The organism is Cupriavidus basilensis (assembly GCF_008801925.2).
In the GTDB taxonomy this organism is placed as follows: domain Bacteria; phylum Pseudomonadota; class Gammaproteobacteria; order Burkholderiales; family Burkholderiaceae; genus Cupriavidus; species Cupriavidus basilensis.
In genome coordinates, this window is record NZ_CP062804.1 from 3,070,359 (window position 1) to 3,091,303 (window position 20,945).

The 20,945-nt window shown below is 68.0% G+C and carries 16 protein-coding genes; 6 read left to right on the top strand and 10 right to left on the bottom strand.

Annotated elements, in window-relative coordinates:
* Nucleotides 1-105: 105 nt before the first annotated feature.
* Nucleotides 106-1,431: an MASE1 domain-containing protein gene (locus tag F7R26_RS34600; protein WP_150985286.1), complete on the top strand. Its 1,326-nt coding sequence runs from the start codon at nt 106-108 to the stop codon at nt 1,429-1,431.
* On the top strand, nt 1,428-2,663 hold the full coding sequence (locus F7R26_RS34605) for an alpha/beta fold hydrolase (RefSeq protein WP_150985284.1): 1,236 nt from the start codon (nt 1,428-1,430) through the stop codon (nt 2,661-2,663). The genes F7R26_RS34600 and F7R26_RS34605 overlap by 4 nt, the downstream gene beginning before the upstream one ends.
* Here the strand turns inward: F7R26_RS34605 and F7R26_RS34610 are convergent.
* The 7 genes from F7R26_RS34610 to F7R26_RS34640 form a co-directional block, all read right to left on the bottom strand.
* The gene (locus F7R26_RS34610) at nt 2,660-4,987 is read right to left on the bottom strand and encodes a patatin-like phospholipase family protein (RefSeq protein WP_150985322.1); all 2,328 of its coding nucleotides are present in this window, start codon (nt 4,985-4,987) and stop codon (nt 2,660-2,662) included. The genes F7R26_RS34605 and F7R26_RS34610 overlap by 4 nt on opposite strands.
* 390 nt (nt 4,988-5,377) lie before the next feature.
* Nucleotides 5,378-6,376, bottom strand: a complete 999-nt coding sequence (locus F7R26_RS34615; protein WP_150985282.1) for a Bug family tripartite tricarboxylate transporter substrate binding protein — start codon at nt 6,374-6,376, stop codon at nt 5,378-5,380.
* Nucleotides 6,373-7,731 (bottom strand): DUF1254 domain-containing protein, encoded by a 1,359-nt coding sequence (locus F7R26_RS34620; RefSeq protein WP_170301821.1) that lies wholly within the window; start codon nt 7,729-7,731, stop codon nt 6,373-6,375. The genes F7R26_RS34615 and F7R26_RS34620 overlap by 4 nt, the downstream gene beginning before the upstream one ends.
* Before the next feature lie 24 nt (nt 7,732-7,755).
* Nucleotides 7,756-9,051, bottom strand: coding sequence for a DUF1254 domain-containing protein (locus tag F7R26_RS34625; RefSeq protein ID WP_150985321.1), 1,296 nt, complete (start codon nt 9,049-9,051; stop codon nt 7,756-7,758).
* Nucleotides 9,052-9,077: 26 nt separating this feature from the next.
* Entirely contained in the window at nt 9,078-10,088 is a 1,011-nt protein-coding gene (locus F7R26_RS34630) for a Bug family tripartite tricarboxylate transporter substrate binding protein (RefSeq protein ID WP_241754651.1), read from the bottom strand.
* Nucleotides 10,089-10,186: 98 nt separating this feature from the next.
* On the bottom strand, nt 10,187-12,343 hold the full coding sequence (locus F7R26_RS34635) for an acetate--CoA ligase family protein (protein WP_150985278.1): 2,157 nt from the start codon (nt 12,341-12,343) through the stop codon (nt 10,187-10,189).
* Nucleotides 12,344-12,455: 112 nt separating this feature from the next.
* Nucleotides 12,456-13,262, bottom strand: coding sequence for an IclR family transcriptional regulator (locus F7R26_RS34640; RefSeq protein WP_150985276.1), 807 nt, complete (start codon nt 13,260-13,262; stop codon nt 12,456-12,458).
* 156 nt (nt 13,263-13,418) lie between these two features.
* Between F7R26_RS34640 and F7R26_RS34645 the strand changes: the two genes are divergently transcribed.
* The 3 genes from F7R26_RS34645 to F7R26_RS34655 all read left to right on the top strand — a co-directional run bounded on the left by F7R26_RS34645 (nt 13,419) and on the right by F7R26_RS34655 (nt 16,149).
* Nucleotides 13,419-14,111 carry a TetR/AcrR family transcriptional regulator gene (locus F7R26_RS34645; protein WP_150985274.1) on the top strand — a complete coding sequence of 231 codons (693 nt, stop codon included), beginning with the start codon at nt 13,419-13,421 and terminating at the stop codon, nt 14,109-14,111.
* A 125-nt stretch (nt 14,112-14,236) separates the two neighbouring features.
* Nucleotides 14,237-15,235, top strand: coding sequence for a Bug family tripartite tricarboxylate transporter substrate binding protein (locus F7R26_RS34650; RefSeq protein ID WP_150985272.1), 999 nt, complete (start codon nt 14,237-14,239; stop codon nt 15,233-15,235).
* A 227-nt stretch (nt 15,236-15,462) separates the two neighbouring features.
* Entirely contained in the window at nt 15,463-16,149 is a 687-nt protein-coding gene (locus F7R26_RS34655; protein ID WP_150985270.1) for a histidine phosphatase family protein, read from the top strand.
* A gap of 906 nt (nt 16,150-17,055) precedes the next feature.
* Here F7R26_RS34655 and F7R26_RS34660 read toward each other — a convergent pair.
* The 3 genes from F7R26_RS34660 to F7R26_RS34670 all read right to left on the bottom strand — a co-directional run bounded on the left by F7R26_RS34660 (nt 17,056) and on the right by F7R26_RS34670 (nt 19,865).
* Nucleotides 17,056-18,234, bottom strand: a complete 1,179-nt coding sequence (locus F7R26_RS34660; protein WP_150985268.1) for an acetyl-CoA C-acetyltransferase — start codon at nt 18,232-18,234, stop codon at nt 17,056-17,058.
* Nucleotides 18,235-18,413: 179 nt separating this feature from the next.
* Nucleotides 18,414-18,878 (bottom strand): PaaI family thioesterase, encoded by a 465-nt coding sequence (locus F7R26_RS34665; protein ID WP_150985266.1) that lies wholly within the window; start codon nt 18,876-18,878, stop codon nt 18,414-18,416.
* A 12-nt stretch (nt 18,879-18,890) separates the two neighbouring features.
* Nucleotides 18,891-19,865 carry an NAD(P)H-dependent flavin oxidoreductase gene (locus F7R26_RS34670; RefSeq protein WP_150985264.1) on the bottom strand — a complete coding sequence of 325 codons (975 nt, stop codon included), beginning with the start codon at nt 19,863-19,865 and terminating at the stop codon, nt 18,891-18,893.
* Nucleotides 19,866-20,050: 185 nt separating this feature from the next.
* Between F7R26_RS34670 and F7R26_RS34675 the strand changes: the two genes are divergently transcribed.
* A complete protein-coding gene (locus F7R26_RS34675; RefSeq protein WP_150985262.1) occupies nt 20,051-20,938 on the top strand; it encodes a crotonase/enoyl-CoA hydratase family protein in 888 nt (295 codons plus the stop codon).
* The last annotated feature ends 7 nt before the right edge of the window (nt 20,939-20,945 follow it).

Sequence of the window (20,945 nt, forward strand, 5' to 3'; positions counted from 1 at the left end):
GCGCCATGGCGTCAGCCGCTTACCGGCCTGGCGCGTTCAGATAACGGCTGGCCGCTGCGCGCCGGCCTCGCATCCGTGCCCGGGCATCAGCCAAGGAAAGCCAACGTGAAACCAACCAACCGAGCCGTCGTCCTGTTTTTGTGGGCGGCACTGTACTTCTGCTCCGGCTACATCTCGCACAAGCTCAACGGCCCGTTCTCCGCCACTGGCTATATCTGGCTGCCGGCCGGCGTGACCGTGGCCGCGTTCATGCTGACGCCGATGCCGCGCTGGCTGCCGGTAGGGCTGGCGTTCTTCGCCGCGCAGATGCTGCTGGGCTGGGTGGAGGGGCGCGACACGCTGCGCCTGATGCTGTTCTCGCTCGACGAGATCGGTTTTGCGGCGGTGGGCGTGGCGCTGGTCAGGCGCACGCACTTCTCGCTCGAAGGGCTGGCCTTCGTGCGCGGCTTGCTGATCGCCGGCGTGGTCAGCAGCGCAGCCAGCGCGGCGGTAGGCGCGGGCTGGTTCACGATCATGCAGGACGTGCCGTTCTGGCGCACCGCGCGCGTCTGGGCCGCGGCCGACCTGGTGGGCGTGCTGATCGTCACGCCGGTGCTGGCGGGCTGGTCGCGCTTTCGCGCCATGCGCTCAGGTGGCATGAGCGGCGGCGATTTCCTGTTCGGCCTGGGCGCGTTCGCCGCGCTCGTGCTGACCACCTTCTTTATCTTCGACAACAAGAGCCTGGGCCCGCTGCCTGCCGGCGTGGTGTTTGCGCTGACCTATATCCCCCTGTTCTTCGCGGCAGTAGTGACGCTGCTGTGGGGCGGCCGGGGCGGCTCCGTCGCGGTGGCGATCCTGGCGCTGTTCGTGCTGGTCAATACCGGCCAGGGCGATGGCCCGTTCGCCGAAAGCGCGGCGCACCATGGCCGCTCGCTGATGGAGGCCCAGCTATACCTGGCCGTAGCCGCCCTGCTGACGCTGCTGATCAGCACGCTGCGCACCAGCCGCGAGCAACTGCACCTGCAGTCGGCGCAGCGCCAGAACGATGTCAAGCTGGCGCTCGCGGCCAGCGGCCAGCTGGTGTATTGCCTGGACCCGCGCAGTGGCACGCTGCGCTGGAGCGGCGACGTGGAGCGCTCGCTGGGGGTACGAGAAGATACCTTCGGCAATCTCGACAATGTACTGGCTCACGTGCATCCCGACGACCGGTCCCGGGTGCGCGACCGCTGGCTGCGCGAAAGCGACGGCGACGGCGACAGCGACGGGGGGGGCGACGGGGGTAGCGCAACCCGCACCGACCTGCTCTTTCGCCTGATGCTGCCCGCGGGCGACTGCACCATGGTGCTGGATATGAGCAGCCCGCTGCTGGACGGCGACGAGACCGTCGCGGTCATTGCCGGCGCATGGCGCCTGCAAGGCGCGGCCTTGATCGAGGAGCGGGACGCAGCATGACGGCTCTCAAGAGCAGCGGCACGGGTGCCCTGCTCATCCACGGCTTGGGCGGCACGCAGTTCGACCTAGGCCCGATGCACAAGGCCCTGCGGCGCGCCGGGGTGGAAACCCACGCGGTGACGCTGCCAGGACACGCAGGCACACCCGAGGACCTGGTGCCCGTGCGGGCCGAGCAATGGCTCGACACCGTCACGCAGGCATACGATGAGCTGGCCGGGCAGTACGAAACCTTTCACATCATGGGCATGTGCCTGGGCGGGCTTCTGGCCCTGGCGCTGGCCGAGCGCCGCCAGCACACCAAGGGCCGGTTGATCGCGCTGGCGGCCCCGGTCTATATCGACGGCTGGTCCACGCCCTGGTACCGCGCGCTGCGGCACCTGGTCTATCACATCCCCACGCTGCCAGCGCGCATGCGGGTGGAGGAAGACGAGCCATTCGGCATCAAGAACGACCTCGTGCGCGCCATCGTCAAAGCCAAGTTCGAGCGCGGCGACAATTTCCACTACCGCTGGGTGCCGCTGGCCTGCATCCGGCAGGTGGACCGGCTGCGCGGCTGGGTGCTCAACGGCGCCCACCGCATCGCCTGCCCCACGCTGGTGGTGAACGCGCGCGAGGACGAACTGACCAGCCTGCGCTCGGCCGACTTCCTGGAAGCCACGGTCCCCGACGTGCGCAAGGTGGTGGTGGAAAACAGCTATCACATGATCTGTGTGGATAACGACCGCGAGCAGGTGGTCAGCAACGTGCTCGAGTTCCTTGGCTTCGACCCGGCGCAGGCGCGCCGCCCGGCGCGGGCCAGGGTGGAAGTGCCGATGACCGAGGAAGCCGTCGCCGCCGTGGTGAACGAATACCTGCAGGCCCTCACCAGCGGACAGTTCGAAGCATTGTTCCCGCTGCTGGAGCCCGGCGTGCGCTGGCGCCACCAGGGCGAGCATCCGCTGGCGGGCAGCTATGACGACCGCGACGCCGTCATCGGCATGTTTGCCAAGCTGGAGGCAATCGCCGGCAAGACGGTACGCATCGCCATCACCGCACCGCCGCGCATCGAGGGCGCCACCGCGCAGATCGACGTCTCGGCCTCCTCCGTCATGAACGGCGAGGCCCGGCACAGCCAGGGCACGCAAACCCTGCGCATGCGCAACGGGCGCATCAGCGCGGTGACCTTCCGGCCGGCCGACAGCGCCGACAACGCGGTGAGCGCCACCGAGCCCCTGCCGGCGCCCGCGGGCTAGAACACGCGGCCTAGCTGCAGGTACAGGTTCCACACCCCCTGCGGCGCCGCGGCAAAGCCGAAGTACAGCGGGCCGATCGCGCTATTGCCGCCGATAAACAGGCTGGCGCTGGTCTTGAACGGGCCATTGCCGAAATTCTTGCGCCGCAGCCAGACGTCCCCCGCCTCCAGGCTGGCGCCCACCACGGTGGTGCGCAGCCCGGGCAGGATGAACTCGTGCAGGTCGTTCAGGTAGGTCAGGCGGCCATACAGCAGGTAGTTGCCGGAGAACTGGTCCTGCGCGTAGGCCGAAAGATGCTGGAACCCACCCAGCGTGAAGCCCAGGCCACCACTGACGCTGTTGTCGCTGCGGTGATCGCCATAGGTGGCCGCGGCCTCCGCCGCCAGGTTCAGGGTGTGCCGGCCGTAGCTGGTGGCCCAGAGCGCTTTGGCATGGGCATCGTTGAAGCGGTTGTCGGTGCCGCCAAAGGCCAGCTCATTGGTCGCCAGCAGGTAGTAGCCGGTGCGCGGGAATAGCGGGTCATCAAGCTGGTCGATGGTGAGCTGGGCGCGCATGGTCGGCTGGCGTACGCGGGCGTGCGGGAACAGCCGGCCAGTGCTGATCGGCAGGTTATAGACGGCCGAGTAGTTGACCTGCTGGTAGTTCACGCCCGCGCGGAACTCGCCAAGGCGGCCCAGCGGCACACCCAGGTCCAGGCCGGCGACGGCGGTCTCGATCTGGTAGGCGGTCAGCGGATCGGTATTGCGGTTGGGCGCGGTGTCGCCGTACAGATCGACGCGCTTGCGCCCGTATTCCGCGTACGGGGCGACATAGAAGCCCAGCCTGTCGAACACCGGCTGGCGCAGCTCGGTGTGCCACTTGGCCTGGGTGCTGCCCAGCACGATGTCATTGCGCCACTCCAGCCCGCCGGGCGTGATCCACGGATAGCGATGGCCCAGTTGCAGGTTGAACCCGCCCTGGCCGTTGAAGGTGTTGGACACGCCGAAGCCGAACAGCAGGAACTGCGGGCCCCAGGATTTCTGCTGCGCCTCGACCTTCAGCACATTGCGGCCGTCTTCGGTGACCAGTTCCTGCGCCACGCTCTCGAAATCCCCCGACGTGGAGAGCTGCGCCATCTCGCGGTTAAGCGTGACCGCGTCGTAGGTGTCGCCTTCGTTTACGCCCAGGTACTTGCGCACGAAGCTGGCTGGAATGCGGCCGTGCGACTGGATCTGGATGGCATCGATGCGCACCGGGCCCGCCACCGCCTGGCTGCTCTTGCGCGCCGCCAGGTAGCTCTGCCAGGCGTCCTCCGGCAGCGTCAGCGACGCGAGCTTGGGCTCGGCCGCCAGCACCGCGTTCCAGCCGCCCTGGATGCCGTCGTTGGCGCGCGAGAAGTCGGTGAAGGATAAGTCACCCAGCTGGGGCTCGATCAGCACGTCGCCCGGCTTGAGCAGTGCCTTTTGCGCGGCCACGTTCTGGTTGGTCAGGATGGTGACCATCTGCTGCGTCACCGCCGCCGGCGAGTCCAGGCTCTCGGGGTCATCCAGCGGCGAGGCGATATTGACCGCGATGATCACGTCGGCGCCCATGTCGCGCGCGAGCTGCACCGGCAGGTTGCTGACCAGGCCGCCATCGACCAGCACGCGGCCGTTCACCTTGATCGGCGCAAACAATCCCGGCACGGCCACGCTGGCGCGAATGGCGCGCGGCAGCGAGCCGTGGTCCAGCACGACAGGGGCGCCGGTGCCCAGGTCGGTGGCGATGGTGCGAAACGGCGTCGGCAGCTTGTCGAAGGCGTCGTCGGCCGGCAGATGCGGGGTCAGGTTCTGCAGCAGCGCCAGCAGGCGGTTGCCTTGGACCAGGCCGGTGGGGAACTTGATCTTGCCGTCACCGTAGCCGGCCGAGATGCCAATCGGATACTGGAGGTCGTCCTCGCGCTGCGCCTGCGGCAGTTCGGCGCGTTCGTTGCGGTCGAAGGCGATATCGCTCAGGTTGATGTGCGACAGCTTGGCCTCCAGCTCGCCCGCCGACAAGCCGCTGGCGTACAAGCCGCCCACCACGGCGCCCATGCTGGTGGCCGCGATGCAGTCGATCGGCACGTGCATTTTCTCCAGCGCCCGGATCACGCCGATATGCGCGTAGCCGCGCGCACCGCCCCCGGACAGCACCAGGCACACCCGCGCTCGCTTGCCCGGCGCGGCTGGGGGGACGGCTTCCTCGGCAACGTCGGTGGCAACGTCCGTGGCAATGTCGGCGGTGGATTGCCTGGACGGCTGCGCCGGGTGATCCGCGGCCCTGCCAGGCTGCGGCGCCAAGGCTAGCGCCGCCAATGCAAGCAGCATCGGCAGCACCTGACAACCGGACACCAGCGTGCGCAAGCGGCGCGCGATGCGTGATAGAGAGCGGGACATGGACAAACCTGGGCAATCCGCGGCAAGACGGGACAAGACGGTGAAATCGCCGCGCACAGAGTTGGCGGGGAAGGTCGTCACGATAGGGCAATTGCCCGTGCTTGAACAGCGGCGCATGCGCCAGCGGAGTGCCGGTTGCCTAACCTGCGGGGCGGTCGCTGCCCCATGCGCCAAGCTGCCGCGCGGGTTGGCCGTGCAAACCCTCGGCGCAGAGCAGTTTGAAGCACATATTGCCGAGGGCCGTAAACGTATGCTGGATACAACATAGGGGACATGGCTGCAGTGGTCCCATCCGTGCCCCCGTGTGCCCCCGTGCGCTTCCTATTCCAGCTTGATCCCCGCCGACTTGATCAACGGCCCCCACTTGGCCACCTCGGCATCGACGAAGCGCGCGAACGATGCACTGTCACCCGCCTCCGGCTGCAGCCCGAGGCCGATCAGCTTGCTGCGCGTCTGCGCATCGGCCAGCACCGCGTTGGCGTCCCGGTTGAGCTGCTGCACGATCGCCGGCGGCGTGCCCGCCGGCGCCATCAGCCCGAACCAGCCGTAACCCACCACGCCGGGATAGCCTTGCTCGCCGAACGTGGGCGCGTCCGGATACACCGGCGTGCGCTGCTCGGCGGACACCGCGATCACGCGCAGCTTGCCGGCCTTGATAAAGGGCAGCGCCGTGGTGATGGCGGTCAACGTCGCGTCGACCCGCCCCGCAAGCAACTCGGTGTAGGCCGTGGAGTCGCCGCGGTAATGCACGTTGAGGCCCTTGAATTTCGCCTGGGCGGCGAAGAGCTCGGCGGTCAGGTGCGGCCCCGAGCCGATGCCCGGCGAGGCGAAAGTCACGCCGTCCTTCTTATCACGCGCCATGCGCACGAAATCCGCCACCGTGCGCACCGGCGAATCGGCGTTGACGATCAGGAATATCGGCCCGAGCACGCGTGGTCCTACTGCCACGAAGTCCTTGTGGATGTCGTAATGCTGGGATAGCCCTGCCGCCGCGTTGATGGCAAACGGCGCCGCCGCCCATAACAGGGTGTAGCCGTCCGGCGTGGCGCGCGCGATCTGCTCGTTGGCCACGCGCGTGCCGGCGCCGGGCTTGTTCTCCACCACGAACTGCTGCTTGTACTTGCGGCTGAGCCCCTCGCTGAGCAGGCGCGCCGAGATGTCGTTGGAGCCGCCCGGGCCGTAGGGCGATACCAGCCGCACCGGATGCGACGGAAATTCCTCGGCCTGCGCCGGCGCCAGCGCACCGCAGCCCGCGGCCAGCAGCGCGGCGTTGCCGGCCACGCGCAGCATCAGCCTGCGCTTGTGCGAATTCAATGTCATGACGGCTCCTTGACCGCAACGGCAGCACCCGCCAGCGGGCGGATCGGCGGATAGACAAAGGTCTTGTCGAGATGCGCGGGCTGGGGCACGTAGAGCCTCAGCGTCACGTAGAACGGGCCGGCGGGCGCGGGCAGCCAGTTGCCTTCGTCCGACGGGTCTGCCGGCGGCGTGGCCGACAGCCGCAGCCGCAGGCTGCCGTCCGGCGCGTAGCGCAGGCTAGGCGAGCGGTCGCCCAGCGAGTAGCGCCCCAGCACGTTATCGACCAGCATGCAGTCGGCCTTGTCATACATGGTGAGCGACCAGAACGCGCCCACCTGCGGCAGCGCATCGGCCGGGAAGACCAGTTCGTAGCCGACGCGGCCATCGAGCGGTGCGCCTTCGCTGTCGCGGTCGGCCATCACATACATTGCCTCTTGCACGCCGAGCGCGCCGATATAGTTGCGCGCCACCAGCGCGCGCTCGGCGAAACGCGTGCCGAACGATTCGCGGATTTCCACCGGCAGGGTCCAGCCACCGCCGAGGTCGGACGGCAGCGGCGTCGCCAGTTCGGCAAGCACGGCCTGAATGGCGTCGCCCAGGCGGGCAAGCGCATCGTCGCCAAGCGCGGCCGCATCGCAATCCGCGCCAATGCCCAAAGGCGCAAAGCCTGCTACCAGCGCTGCCTCAGCCTGCGGCGGCGGGTTCTCGCGCAGCGCCTGGTTGACCACCTCGGCATAGCGGCGCGGATCGCCCAGATGCTCGCCAGGCTGCATGCGCACATCGAAGGCCCGCGCGGCGCTCGTCCCGGCCAGCGTGCTCAGGCGGAACTGGTCCTGCAGCGCGTGCACGGCCGGCAGGTCGGCTTCGCCGTCCACCAGCACGCGGCCGAGCAGCCACACCGCATCCGTGGGGCAGGCGATGGCGGTGACGCCCGCCGGCACGTCGCCCTGCCAGCGCGGGCCGTGCAGCAGGAAGCGGCCACGCCCGTTGCCCGTGGTGCGGGTGCCGATATAGCCAAAGGGATTGGTATAGAAATCGAGCAGGCCGAGCACATAGTAGCGGCCCAGGCTGTCGGGCACGTCCAGCAGCAGCGGCCCTTGCGACAGGTCCAGCCACGCGTTGCTGTAGAGCGTGTCGTTATTGGGCGTGACCACCTGGCGATGCTGCGGGCCAAGCAACTGGCGCGTGTGAATGAAATGATTGATCCAGCGCACCGGGGCATCGGGCTGCTGCGCGGCAAACTCACCGGCGCTGTTGCGGCGCGGGCAGGTGGCAGCACGCATGCGCGCCATTTCGTAAAGGGGCAGCGTGTAGCGGATGGCGTCGAGGGCGGGCGCGGCGGGCACGCCGGATAAGGTCTGGTGCATGGTGGACATGGTGGCTTCCATAACCTGGTTGGCTCAATCGATGCGGCGCACGGCCGGGATGGTGTACTGGCCTTGCAGGAAAGCCGGCGCGGGATGGTAGAGCCGCAGGATCAGGTAGAACGAGCCGGCAGGCGCGGGCAGCCAGTTCTCCTGCTGCTGCGCTCGCGCGTGCGAGATCGGAATCACCAGGCTGCCATCGGCTTCCATGCGCAAGCCCGGCGTGCGGTCGCCCACGGCGTAGCGGCCGATCTCGTTGGCGCTGAAATAACGATCCTCGCCGTACAGCGACACCGACCAGAACGCTTGCGCGGGCGGCAGCATGCCGGGCGCGAAGCGCAGCTCGTAGCGGCGACGGCCATCGAGCGGCGCGCCGTCGGCATCGAAATCGGCCATGGCGTAGATCGCCTCGTCCGCGCGCAGGGCGCCCAGGCCCTTCATCGCGGTGCAGGCGCGCTGCAGCCAGTCGTCGCCGTACATGCCCAGCTTCAGGCTGTAGCCCCAGCTCTTGCGGCCCTGGCTGCGGGTATGGGCCTCGATCACCGCCATGCCTTGCGCGTAGGCGCTTTCCAGCCCGGCCACGATGGCCGGGCGCAGCGCCGCGATATCGGTCTCGTCTTCCAGCCGGATGCCGGCCTTGCGCAACAGCGTCAGGATGCCCAGTTCCTCGGGCGCTGGCGGGAACTCGCGCAGCGCGTTGAAGAGGTTGTGAAAGAAGTCCAGCGCCGGCCGGCCGCTGTCGTGCCACTGGTCCACGCAGCGCGGACGCGCCGCGCCCGGCGTGCTGGTCAGCGCGAAGCCCTGCTCAAAGGCACGCGCCACCGCCAGGTCATCCGGCCCCTGCACCAGCACGCGGCCGAGCAGCCAGACCAGCGAGCTCGGGCATGACACCGCATGCGCGCCGCTGGCCTTCTGGCCCGGGCCGACCAGCTCGATCTCGCCGCCTTCGGCAGCGACATTGCGTGGTCCCAGGTTCTCGAAGTTGTTAGTGTGCACGTCGAGCAGCTCGGTCACGTAGTAGCGGCCCGCGTCGGGCAGCGGCGGAATGCGCAGCGTCACCGGACCATCGGCCAGGTTGACCCAGCCGCAGAAGTACAGCAGGTCGTTGGCCGGGGTGACGATGTCGCGGTCCTCATGCGTCCACTGGCGCTCGCTGGCGGACAACGTGTTCATCGGCGCGCGCCCATAGCCGGTGGCGGCGCAAACCGAGGTCTGCAGGCGGCAGGTGCGCAGCGTCTCGATGAGCGCATAGCCATAGATCACCAGCGGCAGTGCTGCGCCGGCGACCAGCGCCTGCTGAGGGCTGGCGTGCGTGGCGGCGGGAGGGTTCATGTTCATGTGCGTTGGCTCCTGGCGGGTTATTCGAGGGCGGCGCCGCTCGACTTGACAAGGGCGGCCCAGGCGCGGATGTCGTCCTGCATCTGGGCGGCAAAGGCGGCGCGCGGCTGCGGGGTGAAGCGCATGCCCAGCGTGGCGGCCTGCGCCTGCATGGCGGGCTCGGCCATGATGGCGTCGACCGCGCGCTCAAGGCGGTCTAGGATCGGGGCCGGCGTGCGGGCCGGCGCGAACAACGCATACCAGCTGTCGATGCGCAACGGCACGCCTGACTCGGCGAAGGTGGGCACATCGGGCAGCGCCACCGAGCGCTCCGAGCCGGTCACCGCCAGCGCCCGGACCTTGCCGCTGCGGATCAACGGCAAGGTGCCGGCCAGGTCGGACATGGCCACCGGCAGCGTGCCGCCCATCACATCGGTCAGCATCGGGCTCACGCCTTTGTAGGGAATGTGGCGCAGATGGATGCCGCTGCTGACATTGAGGCTCTCGCCGGCCAGGTGGCCGCCCGAGCCGGGGCCCCAGGAACCATAGGTGAGGTCAGCGCCTGGACGCTTGGAGGCTGCAATCAGCGCCGGCAGGTCCTTGCCCGTGAACGCCGGGCCAGCCACCAGCACATTGCCGCCGTAGGCCAGCCGGCCCACCGGCACGAAATCGCGCACGGGATCGTAGGGCAGACGGGGAAAGATCGCCGGCGCGATGGCATGCGTGGCAGAGATGCCGAGCAACAATGTGTATCCATCCGGCGCGGCGCGCGCCACCTGGGCCGAGCCGATGGTGCCGGTGGCGCCCGCCACGTTTTCCACCAGCACGGTGCCGCCCAGCGCGGTCGACAGCCTGGCGGCCACCAGCCGCCCGATGACGTCGGTGCCGCCGCCCGGCGGAAAGGGCACGACCAGGCGGATCGGTTTGTCAGGGTATGTCGTGGCTTGCGGTGGTGCGGCGTGGGCCGGTGTGGCGGCCAGCGCCGTCAGCATCACGACAGCGAGAGCGCCCGCCACCGGCGCGCGCGCGGTCCTTGCGGCTTGTAAATGCATGATGGTTGTCTCCAGTTGTGGTTGCCCATCCGCGCGTCCGGTCTGTGCCGGCATCGGGTGGCGCGGTGGGATCAAGCTTCCTTGCTACGCCATCGCGGTCATGCCCCCGGTCCGCCCGCCGGCAGCAAGGTGATCACGGCGTCCGCCGCCACTGCGCCATCGGCGCCGATGATGAACGGGTTGATCTCCAGTGTGTCGAGCCGTGGCCCCAGCGCCGCGGCCACCTTCGACACGCGCACCAGCAAGTCGGCTGCCTGCGCCAGCGGCAGCACCGGGTTGCCGCGATGGCCGGCGAACAGCACCGCCGCGCGGCTGCGCTCGAGCATGGCGCGGGCGCGCTCGGGCGACAGCGGCGCCAGGCCGAAGGCCATCTGCCGGAAGATCTCCACGGCGGTGCCGCCGATGCCGGCCAGCACCACCAGCCCGAACACCGGATCGCGGCGCACGCCCACCATCAACTCGCCCCAGCCGCGCACCATGCGGGCCACCAGCACGCCCTCGAAGGGCAGGCTGGCGTCGGCACGTGCCAGCGCCGCCTGCATCGCGGCAAAGGCCTTGCGCACCGCGGCGTCGTCCGTCAGGTTGAGCGCCACGCCGCCTACGTCGCTCTTGTGCAGCACCTGTGCCGAGCACAGCTTTACCGCCACCGGGTAGCCGATGCGCTGCGCCAGCGCCACGGCTGCATCAGCGTCACGCGCGAGTCCGTGCGCGGCCACTGGCACGCCGGCGTCCGCCAGCAGCCGCATGGCGTCGAACTCGGACAGCGCCCTGGCATCGTCCGGCACATCGCGCAGGAGCGCGGCGACCGGCGCCGCGGCCTCGGCAACTGGCGTGCTCGCGGCGGCTTCCCATGCTGCCGCGCGGGCCAGCGCGGCCACGGCCTCGATGGCGTGTGCCGGTTCGCGGAACACCAAGCAGCCATGCGCTTCCAGCCACGCCCGCTTGTCGTCGTCGACCACGCCGGAGAGCAGCAGCGGCGCGGCGCGCTGGTCCTCATGCAGCGCGCCGATGGTGCGCTGCAGTTCTTCCCACAAGCGCGGCGCGTTGGCGCCACCGGCGAGGAAGGCCACCACGCTGCCGTACTCGCCGCAGGTGGCCACGCCGGCCATCGCGTCGAGCAACACGGCGGGCTGGGCCACCACCTGCCCCGTCACATCGATCGGGTTGGCGGTGCTGGCAAAGGGGATGCTCATGCGCAGCGCCTTGGCGGCCGCCGCGGGCATGGGCGGCATGGGCATGCCAAGCTCTTCGGCGCGATCAGCCATCATGATGCCGACGCCGCCGGACACGGTGACGATGGCCACCGGCGCCACCGCGTCGGCCATCAACCCGCTCGGGCTGTCCCAGCGCGCCGGCCGGCGCCCGCGCGACAGCGTGTAGCCGAGGCGGAAGAAGTCCTCGAGCGTATGGGCACGATGCACGCCGTACTCGTCGAACACCGCCTGATACACCGCGTCTTCTCCTGCCAGGCTAGCCGTGTGCGACTGCGCCGAACGCGCGCCTGCCTCGGTGGTGCCCACCTTGGTGATCACCACCGGCTTGCCGGCGGCACGCGCGGCGGCCAGCGCCTGGCGCAAGCGCGCGCCATCGCGGCAGCCTTCCATATACGCCAGGATCACGCGGGTATCTTTGTCCTGCGCCATCCACTCGATCACATCGGCCACCTGCAGGCCGGCCTCGTTGCCCGTGGTCACCCAATGGCTCAGGCCCAGCCCGGCCTCGCGCGCCAGCGCAAAGGCGTAGGCGCCGAACGCGCCGCTCTGGCTGACCAGCCCAACGTCGCCCGCAGGCGGCACGCCAGTCAGCGGGATTGGCGAGAAGGTGGCAAACATGCGCTCGCGCAGATTCATCACGCCCAGGCAATTGGGGCCGAGCAGGGCCACACCGTGGCGGCGCGCGCTCTCGGCCAGCGCCACTTGCATGGCCAGGCCCTCATCACCCACTTCGGCAAAGCCCGACGTGAAGAAGATCGCGGCGCGCGTGCCGTTTCGCGCCAGTTGCGCCATCACGGATTCCGTTGCCACCGCCGGCACCGCCACGATGGCCAGGTCGACGCCCTGGCCAATCGCGGCCAGCGTCGCGTAAGCGGGCAAGCCCTGGATCTCGCCGGCGGTGGGGTGCACGGGAAATATTCGCCCGGCGTAGCCGAGCTCGCGCAGCAGGCGAATCGGCATGCCGCCCACCTTCTCGGGCTGCGTGGACGCGCCGATGACCGCGACCGAACGCGGTTTCAGCAGGAAATCTAGGTTGGGCATGGCGTTGTCTCCGGATGGCCTTGAATGGCTTGTCTTGTTTGCGCCTGCGGCGGCGCTGTGTGTGGCTTCGTATGCGTTCGTGTCGCTTCGTGTGCCTTGCTCTGCCGGCGGGCTATTGCCGCAGGCCCGTCATGGATTCGATGGTGCGGGTCATCTCCATGAGCAGCGGCGCGATCTTCTTTTCCAGCATGCCGCGCCGCATTTGCGAGCCGGCGATCGCGCAGTTGAACAGCAGCGGGCGGTTCAGGTAGACGATGCGCGAGTACACGCCCACGCCATGCACGCCGCTGCCGGCGTCGCCTTCATTGATGGCAAAGCCGCGCTTGGGGTAATGCGCCACGTTGTGGCAAATGGTGTCGTAGCAGGCGGCGTACTCCTCGGCGCGCTCGTGGCGCGCGGCCTGCATCAATTGCTCGAACTCGCTCTTGGAAAGCGTGCACAGGAAGGCACGGCCCATCGCCGTGCTCAGCACCGAGCGCACCGCGCCCACGCCTGGGCGCGCCGCCGTGCCCTCGTGATGCGTGCAGCTCTGCAGGTAGGTCACGTCCAGCCGATGTGCCACGCCCATCGATACGGCGCCTTCGATACGATCCGCCAGCGCCTGCATCAGCGGGCGCGCCACGTGACGCACCGGCAGCCCGGCCAGGTAAGGATAACCCAGGGCCAGCACCTGGGCGCCGACGAAATACTTGTCGAGCTTGGGGTCCCAATCCAGGTAGCCCAGCTCGAACAGCGTGCGGCAAATGCGCGACACCGTGGCGCGTGGCATCTGCAGGCGCTCGGCAAGCTCGCCGTTGCCAAGCGGACGCGGCTCGTCGATGAAGCAGCGCAGCAAGGCAAAGCCCTTGGCCAGCAAGCCGCCGAAGGACGGGTCCTCTTTCCTGCGCTCGGCTATGAACTGTTCGACCGACGTGTTCATCTTGTCTCCTTGCACCGCAGTGTGGGCGGCGTCATTTTCTGTGTCAAAGAACGGAATGTATTTCCACATATTGGAAATGTAGACCGTTTCTTGACGAAACGCCGTGGTAACCATATGGTTCACAAAACCGAATCAGAATTCGCATACGGAATTAACATGGCCCTCTCGTCCTCTGCCGCGTCCCCCGCCAAGCCGTCCAAGGGGACTTCCGCATTCCCTACCGTAGCGACCCCGTCGATCCTGCAGCCACCCCGCCAGCGCCGTGCGCGCGAGACCGAGCAGGCCCTGCTGGACGCCGGCCGCGAGCTGCTCGCGCAGCGGGATTTCTCGGCGGTGTCGGTTGCCCAGATCGCCTCAGCCTGCGAAGTGTCGGTCGGGGCTTTCTACGGCCGCTTCCGCGACAAGCAGGCATTCTTCGAATCCCTGCGGGCGCTGGTGATGCAGGAAACCGGCGATTCCGTGGCGCGCTACCTGCGCGTGGAACGCTGGGAAGACGTGCCCACCGATGTGATGCTGGAAAAAATCATGCGCTACGTGGTGCTCGGCTGCCACGCCAACCGCGGCGTGATCAAGGCATCGCTCAAGCACGCCTCCGTGCGCCCGGAAGAGTGGCTGCCGCATCGAGAAAGCGGGCAAGACGTGGTGGAACGCATGGTGGCGCTGCTGGTGCCGCGCATGCCGGTGCCGCCGGAGCAGGCGGAGATGCGCGTGCGCTTTGCCATGCAAGCCGTGTTCAGCATCGTGGTCAATGCCATCCTCAACGACGCCGGCCCGCTGCCGCTCGACGACGAACGGCTGCCCGGCGAGATGACCCGGCTGGTAGCCAGCTACCTGGCGCTGCCGGCCTGACGCCGTAGCGCCGCAACGCGCGGTCCCGCGCGCTCTTTCCCGTCTCAAAGCCTGACCCGATATCGGCGCGCGCATTTTGCTCGGAGCGCGCGCCGGATCCGATAAAAACCCCTAGGAGACAAGACATGACAATACGCAGCCCGTTCTGCGGGAAGGCGGCCGTCCTGCTGGCCTGCGCCTGCGCGGCACTGCTGCCGCTGGCAGCCCAGGCGCAAGCCAGCTATCCCGCCAAGCCCTTGCACCTGATCGTGCCCTACCCGGCCGGCGGCCTCACCGACACGCTCTCGCGCACGCTGGCCGAGGGCCTGGGCAAACGGCTGGGACAAACCGTGGTGGTGGAGAACAAAGGCGGCGCCGGCGGCATCATCGGCACCGACTATGTGGCCAAGTCGGCGCCCGATGGCTACACCCTGCTGCTGACCATCCCCGGTCCCATCACCGCCAATCTCGCCCTCTACAAGAAGCTGCCCTACGACCCGCGCACCGACCTGCGCCAAGTGTCCGACATCGCCACGGCGCGCACGGTGCTAGCCGTCAACGGCACACTGCCCGTGAAGACCGTGGCGGAACTGATCGCTTATGCCAAGAAGGAACCTGGCAAGCTGCGCATGGGCTCCTGGGGCCCGGGCACGCAGCCGCACACCATCCAGGCCTACCTGGACAAAACCTACGGCGTCGATATCCTGCACGTGCCGTATCGCGGCGAAGGCCCGATGGTGAGCGACCTGCTCGCCGGCCAGGTCAACATGACGGTTGGCTCGGTGACCTCGCTCAAGCAGCACTTCGCCAGCGGCAAGCTGCGAGCGCTGGCCGTCACCGGCACCCGGCGCGCCAAAGCCCTGCCTGACGTGCCGACCTTTGCCGAAGCCGGCTATCCCGACGAGCCGTACAAGCTGACCGGCCCCATCACGCTGCTGGTCCCGGCACGCACGCCCAGCGACATCGTCGAGCGGCTGGGCCGCGAGGTGAGCGCACTGGTGAAGACGCCGCAGATCAGCCAGCGCATCGAGGACATGGGCGCGGAGCCGATCGGCAACCTGCCGGCAGAAGCCGTGGCGGCCTACAAGGCCTACCTGCCGGGCGTGCTCAAGCTGACCACGGACACCGGCGTCACGCTGGACTGAAGCCGGGCCAAGGCTGGACTAAGGCTGGACTGACCCCGCCGCCGTGCAACGTGATAATGCAGCGGGATAATGCAGCGCGGCAATGACCGCTATGAATCCGGCGCGGCTTAGCTTGGCCGCCGCGGCCGGCACTCATACAATGGCTGCACCTCGCGCGGCGCCCCCGCGTTCGCGTGCCGATTCCCGTTTTACCGCTTCCCGGGTGCCCACCGGCGCCGACATCACGCATGGCAACGCTCTTCCTGGTACGGCACGGTCAAGCCTCGTTCGGCGCCGCCAACTACGACTGCCTCTCCGACACCGGCCGGCAACAGGCCCGCTGGCTGGGCGAGTACTTCCGCGAGCGCGGCGTCACGTTCAAGCGGGTAGTTGCAGGCTCGCTGGTGCGCCAGCAGGACACCGCGCTGGAGATCCTGGCCGGCATGGGCGCCGACGATGTGCCGGTCCAGACGAACATCGAAACCCACCTCGGCCTTAACGAATACGATGGCGAAGCGCTGTACCGCAGCCATACCGGTGGGGCGGATCATCGCGCGCACCAGAACGCTGACTACAACGACTACTGGCGCACATTCCGCGCGGCGTATCAGGCCTGGACGCTGGATCAGCTGGTGGGCATGCCGGAATCATGGGCGGAGTTTGGCGGGCGGATCCGCGATAGCTTGTTGCATGCCACGCAAGGGGCTTCGCGGGAGGATACGGTGTTGGTTGTCAGTTCCGGCGGGGCAATCGGGCGGGCTACCGCGGATTTGCTGGGTGCGCCGGCGCAGACCGCGATCGAGTTGAATTTGCAGTTTCGGAATACGGCGTTTTGCGAGATTATTTCTGGGCGTGGGATGCAGAGGTTGCTTAGTTTTAATAGTTTGCCGCATTTGGATCGGGTTGATCGGCGGGATGCGATTACGTTTGCGTAAGCGGTTTCGGTTGTTTGGGGCAAGGGCAGAACCGTTGGCTCTAGTTGCCTTGGGTGGGCATTCTTTGTACGGCGTTGGTTTTTGCACCCAAAGGCCATACGACATCCCCCTGCGGGGGCTGCCGGTCACTCTTCTTTGCGTCGGCAAAGAAGACTAACGAGAAGAAAGCCGACCCTGCCGGGAGCAGAGCAATCGGGCTTATGCGGGGCGGTGGTTTCGTCGTACGGCCCGGAGTGTTGGCTAGCGGATCCTACCGGCCTCAAGGACATCGTTTCTGCATGACCCATTGGTTACGTCGTGTAGCCCCTGACCTCGCTTGCGGTGACCATTCACACATCTGCCGTTCGCGGGGCGAAGTGCTGCGCCGTTTCGGGCGTGGCTGGTTTCGTGGTTTTGTCTCGGAGGACGAGCGCCGTGGGTGCGAGCGCGGTGCTCGCGCACGGGCCACGGTGCCCACCACGAAACCAGGGGAGTTGATAGCAAGGCGTCGGCTGCGCCGGTACGGCAGGACATCAAATACCCGGGCGCCCGCCGCCAGAGACAAAACCACGAAACCACCGAGGCAGGCAGGATCGCGGCGCTGCGCACTGCGAACGGCAGATGCCCGAACGCGCACCGCGCAAAGCGATCAGGGGCACCACCACGTGACCATTGGGTCATGAAGTTGCGATGACCTGTGAGCCGGTAAGGCAAAGGCCAGCCAACACTCCGGGCCGTACGACGCAACCACCGCCCCACATAAGCCTTATTGCTCTGCTCCCGGCAGGGCGGCTTTCTTTTCGTTAGTTTTCTTTGCCGGTCAAAGAAAAGTGACCGGCAGCCCCCGCAGGGGGATGTCGTATGGCCCTTGGGTGCAAAAACCAACGCCGCAACAGATGCAGCGAAGGCAACCCCAAAACCACAACCCTATAGCCTCTCAACAATAGTCACATTCGCCATCCCCCCACCCTCACACATCGTCTGCAACCCATACCGCTTCCCCTGCGCATGCAGCGCATGCACCAGCGTAGTCATCAGCTTAGCCCCCGATCCACCAAGCGGATGCCCCAGCGCAATCGCCCCGCCATTCACATTCATGCGCGCCGGATCGGCGCCCGTGGTCTGCAACCAAGCCAGCGGCACCGGCGCAAACGCTTCATTGATCTCGAACAGGTCGATATCGCCGATCTTCATGCCGGCCTTCTGCAGCGCCCGCAGCGTTGCCGGCAACGGTGCTTCCAGCATGATCACCGGATCATGGCCCAGCACCGACATATGGTGAATGCGTGCCAGCGGCTTGACGCCCAGCTTCTTCAGGCCGGCTTCGTTGACCACCATCAGTCCCGCCGCGCCATCGCAGATCTGGCTGGCGCTGGCGGCGGTGACGGTGCCGCCTTCCTCGATCAGCTTGACGCTGGAGATGGATTCCAGGCTGGCTTCAAAGCGGATGCCTTCGTCCACCGTATGCAGCTCGCCGTTGGCGCTGCCGTCCGCGGCGCGCACGGCGACGGGCACGATTTCGTCCTTGAAGCGGCCTGCCTGCGTGGCGGCGATGGCGCGGCGGTGGCTTTCCAGCGCGTAGCGGTCCAGGTCGTCCCGCGTGAGGCCGTACTTGCGCGACATCATCTCGGCGCCGGTGAACTGGCTGAACTTCACGCCGGGATAGCGTTCCTGCATGGCCGGGCTCATCGAGCTGCCGAAGCCGTTCTTGAAGGGCAGCGTGGAGGGCAGTCCCATCGGCACGCGGGTCATGCTTTCCACGCCGGCGGCGATCACGATGTCCATGGTGCCGGACATCACCGCCTGCGCGGCGAAGTGCAGGGCTTGTTGCGACGAGCCACACTGGCGGTCGACCGAGGTGCCGGGCACGCTTTCCGGCAGCTTCGAGGCCAGCACGGCGTTGCGCGCCACGTTGCCGGCCTGCTCGCCGGCCTGGCCGACGCAGCCCATGATCACGTCATCGATCAGTGCCGGATCGGCGCCGCTGCGCTCAACCAGCGCGTTCAGCACCTGCGCGGCGAGATCCGCCGGATGCCACCCTGCCAGCTTGCCGCCCTTGCGCCCGCCCGCGGTGCGCGCGGCCGCTACGATGTATGCCTCTGCCATGTCGTCTCCTCTTGTCGTTCCGGGGCGAACCCGCCCGTAATGGTAATGGCCGTGTCCCGGGAAGGACACGGCCAAGCCTCGCTAGCCTGTTGCGGATTCTGGCCCAGCAGCGGGGCGCCCGGCGTCGTCGGAAGCGACGATTGCGCGGTGCAGCCGCCGCCCCAAGCGGCGGCGGCACATCACGCGCGCGGCGTGAGCACCGAGAAGATGGCGGTGGCGCGCAGCAGGCAGCGCTCCCCGGCCATCAGGCGGCAAGCGCCGAAGCGCAGCCGCGATCCCAGCTTGTCGAACTCGACGTGCGCCTCCACCCAGTCGCCCACCCGCGCGGCATCGAAGTAGTCCATGCTGAGGTTGACCGTCACCGCCGGCTGCTTGCGGTCGGTCTCCAGCGCCATCATCATGCCGATGGCGGTGTCGGCCAGCGTGGCCAGCATGCCGCCGTGCGGGATGCCAAGCGGGTTGAGGTGATGCGGCCCGATGCGGATGGCCACGACGCGCCGCTCCCGGTCCACGTAGATCTGCCCGAAGTTCTCGAGGAAGCCCTTGGCGCCGCGCAAGGCGACAAAGCCCGGCGGCGGCGCCTCGGGCACATCGGATTGCCCTGCGCCGGGGCCGGCGTCGGAAGGTTGACTGGCTTCAGCCATGGCTGCGCCGCCTTATGCTGCGAAGTAGCGCGAGGCCACCCCGAGCTGCTCGCGGCATTCGGCCACCATGCGCTCGATCAGCTCGGCGCAGGTCGGGATGTCGTCGATCAGGCCCACGCACTGGCCGGCGCTGATGATGCCGCCATCGGTCTCGCCGGCGGCGAGCGCAGCCTTGCCGCGTACGCCAGCCACCAGGTGCTTGACGTCCTCGAACTGGGCGCCGCCCGGCTGGCGCTCGATGGTGACGACCTCATCGGAGATGGCGTTCTTGAGCACGCGCGCGGTATTGTGCAGCGTGCGGAAGATCAGGTTGGTGTCGCGCTCGCTGGCGTCCACCAGGGCCTGCTTGACGTTGTGGTGGATCGGCGCCTCGCGCGTGGCGCAAAAGCGCGTGCCCATGTTGATGCCCTCCGCGCCCAGCACCAGTGCTGCGGCCATGCCGCGCCCGTCGGCAATGCCGCCCGAGGCGATCACCGGAATGCCCAGCCGGCGCGCGGCCAGCGGGATCAGCACCATGCCCGGGACGTCGTCCTCGCCGGGATGGCCCGCGCACTCGAAACCGTCGATGGACACCGCGTCCACGCCCAGGCGCTCGGCCGACAGCGCATGGCGGATCGCCACGCACTTGTGAATCACCTTGATGCCGGCCGCCTTGGCGCGCGCGATGTGCTCCTTGGGATTGTTGCCCGCCGTCTCCAGCACCTTGATGCCGCTTTCGATGATCACGTCGAGGTAGCGGGCGTACGGCGGCGGGTTGATGGAGGGCAGCAGCGTCAGGTTGACGCCAAAGGGCTGGTCGGTCAGCTCGCGGGTGCGGCGGATCTCCGCGGCCAGCGCTTCCGGGGTGGGCTGGGTCAGCGCGGTAAGCACGCCAAGCCCGCCGGCATTGGAAACCGCGGCGGCCATCTCGGCGTAGCCAACCCACTGCATGCCGCCCTGGATGATGGGGTAGCGGGTGCCCAGCAATTCGGTGATGCGCGTCTTCATGATGTTCCTTCTGGCTTCTGGTCTTTGTGTTCTATGCTCGGTCTTCTGCCTGGCTCAGGCCGCCAGGCGTCCTGGCGCCAGTCTACGGCGGCGCTGCCGTCCCTACCTCGTCGGATTCGACGATTGCAGGCGCCCGATTCTGCACTACCTTACCCACACCCATTTCGAGAGAGCCAAGGCCAGCCATGAGCACCCCGAACCCAGCCGCCCCCCCCAGCTTCGAGACCCTGCAATACGCCGTCGACAAGGGCGTCGCCACCATCACCTTGCACCGCCCGGAAAAGCTCAACGCCTTTACCCCGCGCATGATGCAGGACCTGATCGACGCCTTTGACGCCACCGACGCCGACGACGACGTCCGCGCGGTGATCGTCACCGGCTCCGGGCGCGCCTTCTGCGCCGGCGCCGACCTGTCCTCCGGCGGCTCCACCTTCGATTACGAGAAGCGCTACGGCGCCAGCAAGGAAGCCGCCCACCGCGATGGCGGCGGACGCGTGGCGCTGCGCATCTTCCGCAGCCTCAAGCCGGTCATCGCCGCGGTCAACGGCCCGGCGGTGGGCATCGGCGTGACCATGCAGTTGCCGATGGACATCCGCCTGGCCGCAACCGACGCCAAGTTCGGCTTTGTGTTCGCGCGCCGCGGCATTACGCCCGAGGCGGCATCGTCGTGGTTCCTGTCGCGCGTGGTGGGCATTTCCACCGCGCTGGAATGGTGCTACACCGGCCGCGTGTTCTCGGCGCAGGAGGCGCTGGAGCGCGGGCTGGTGCGCTCGCTGCATGCGCCCGAGGACCTGTTGCCGGCCGCGCAGGCGCTGGCCCGCGAGATCGCCGACAATGCCGCGCCGGTATCCGTCGCCATCTCGCGCCAGCTGATCTGGCGCATGGCCGGGGCCAGCCACCCGATGGAGGCGCATCGCCTGGACAGCCGCGCGATCCAGTCGCGCGGCCAGTCGGCCGACGTCAAGGAAGGCGTCAGCGCCTTCCTGGAAAAGCGCCCGGCCAGCTTCCCCGAGCGCGTATCGCAGGACATGCCGGACTTCTTCGACTGGGGCAACGAGCCGCCCTTTATCTGATCCCCCA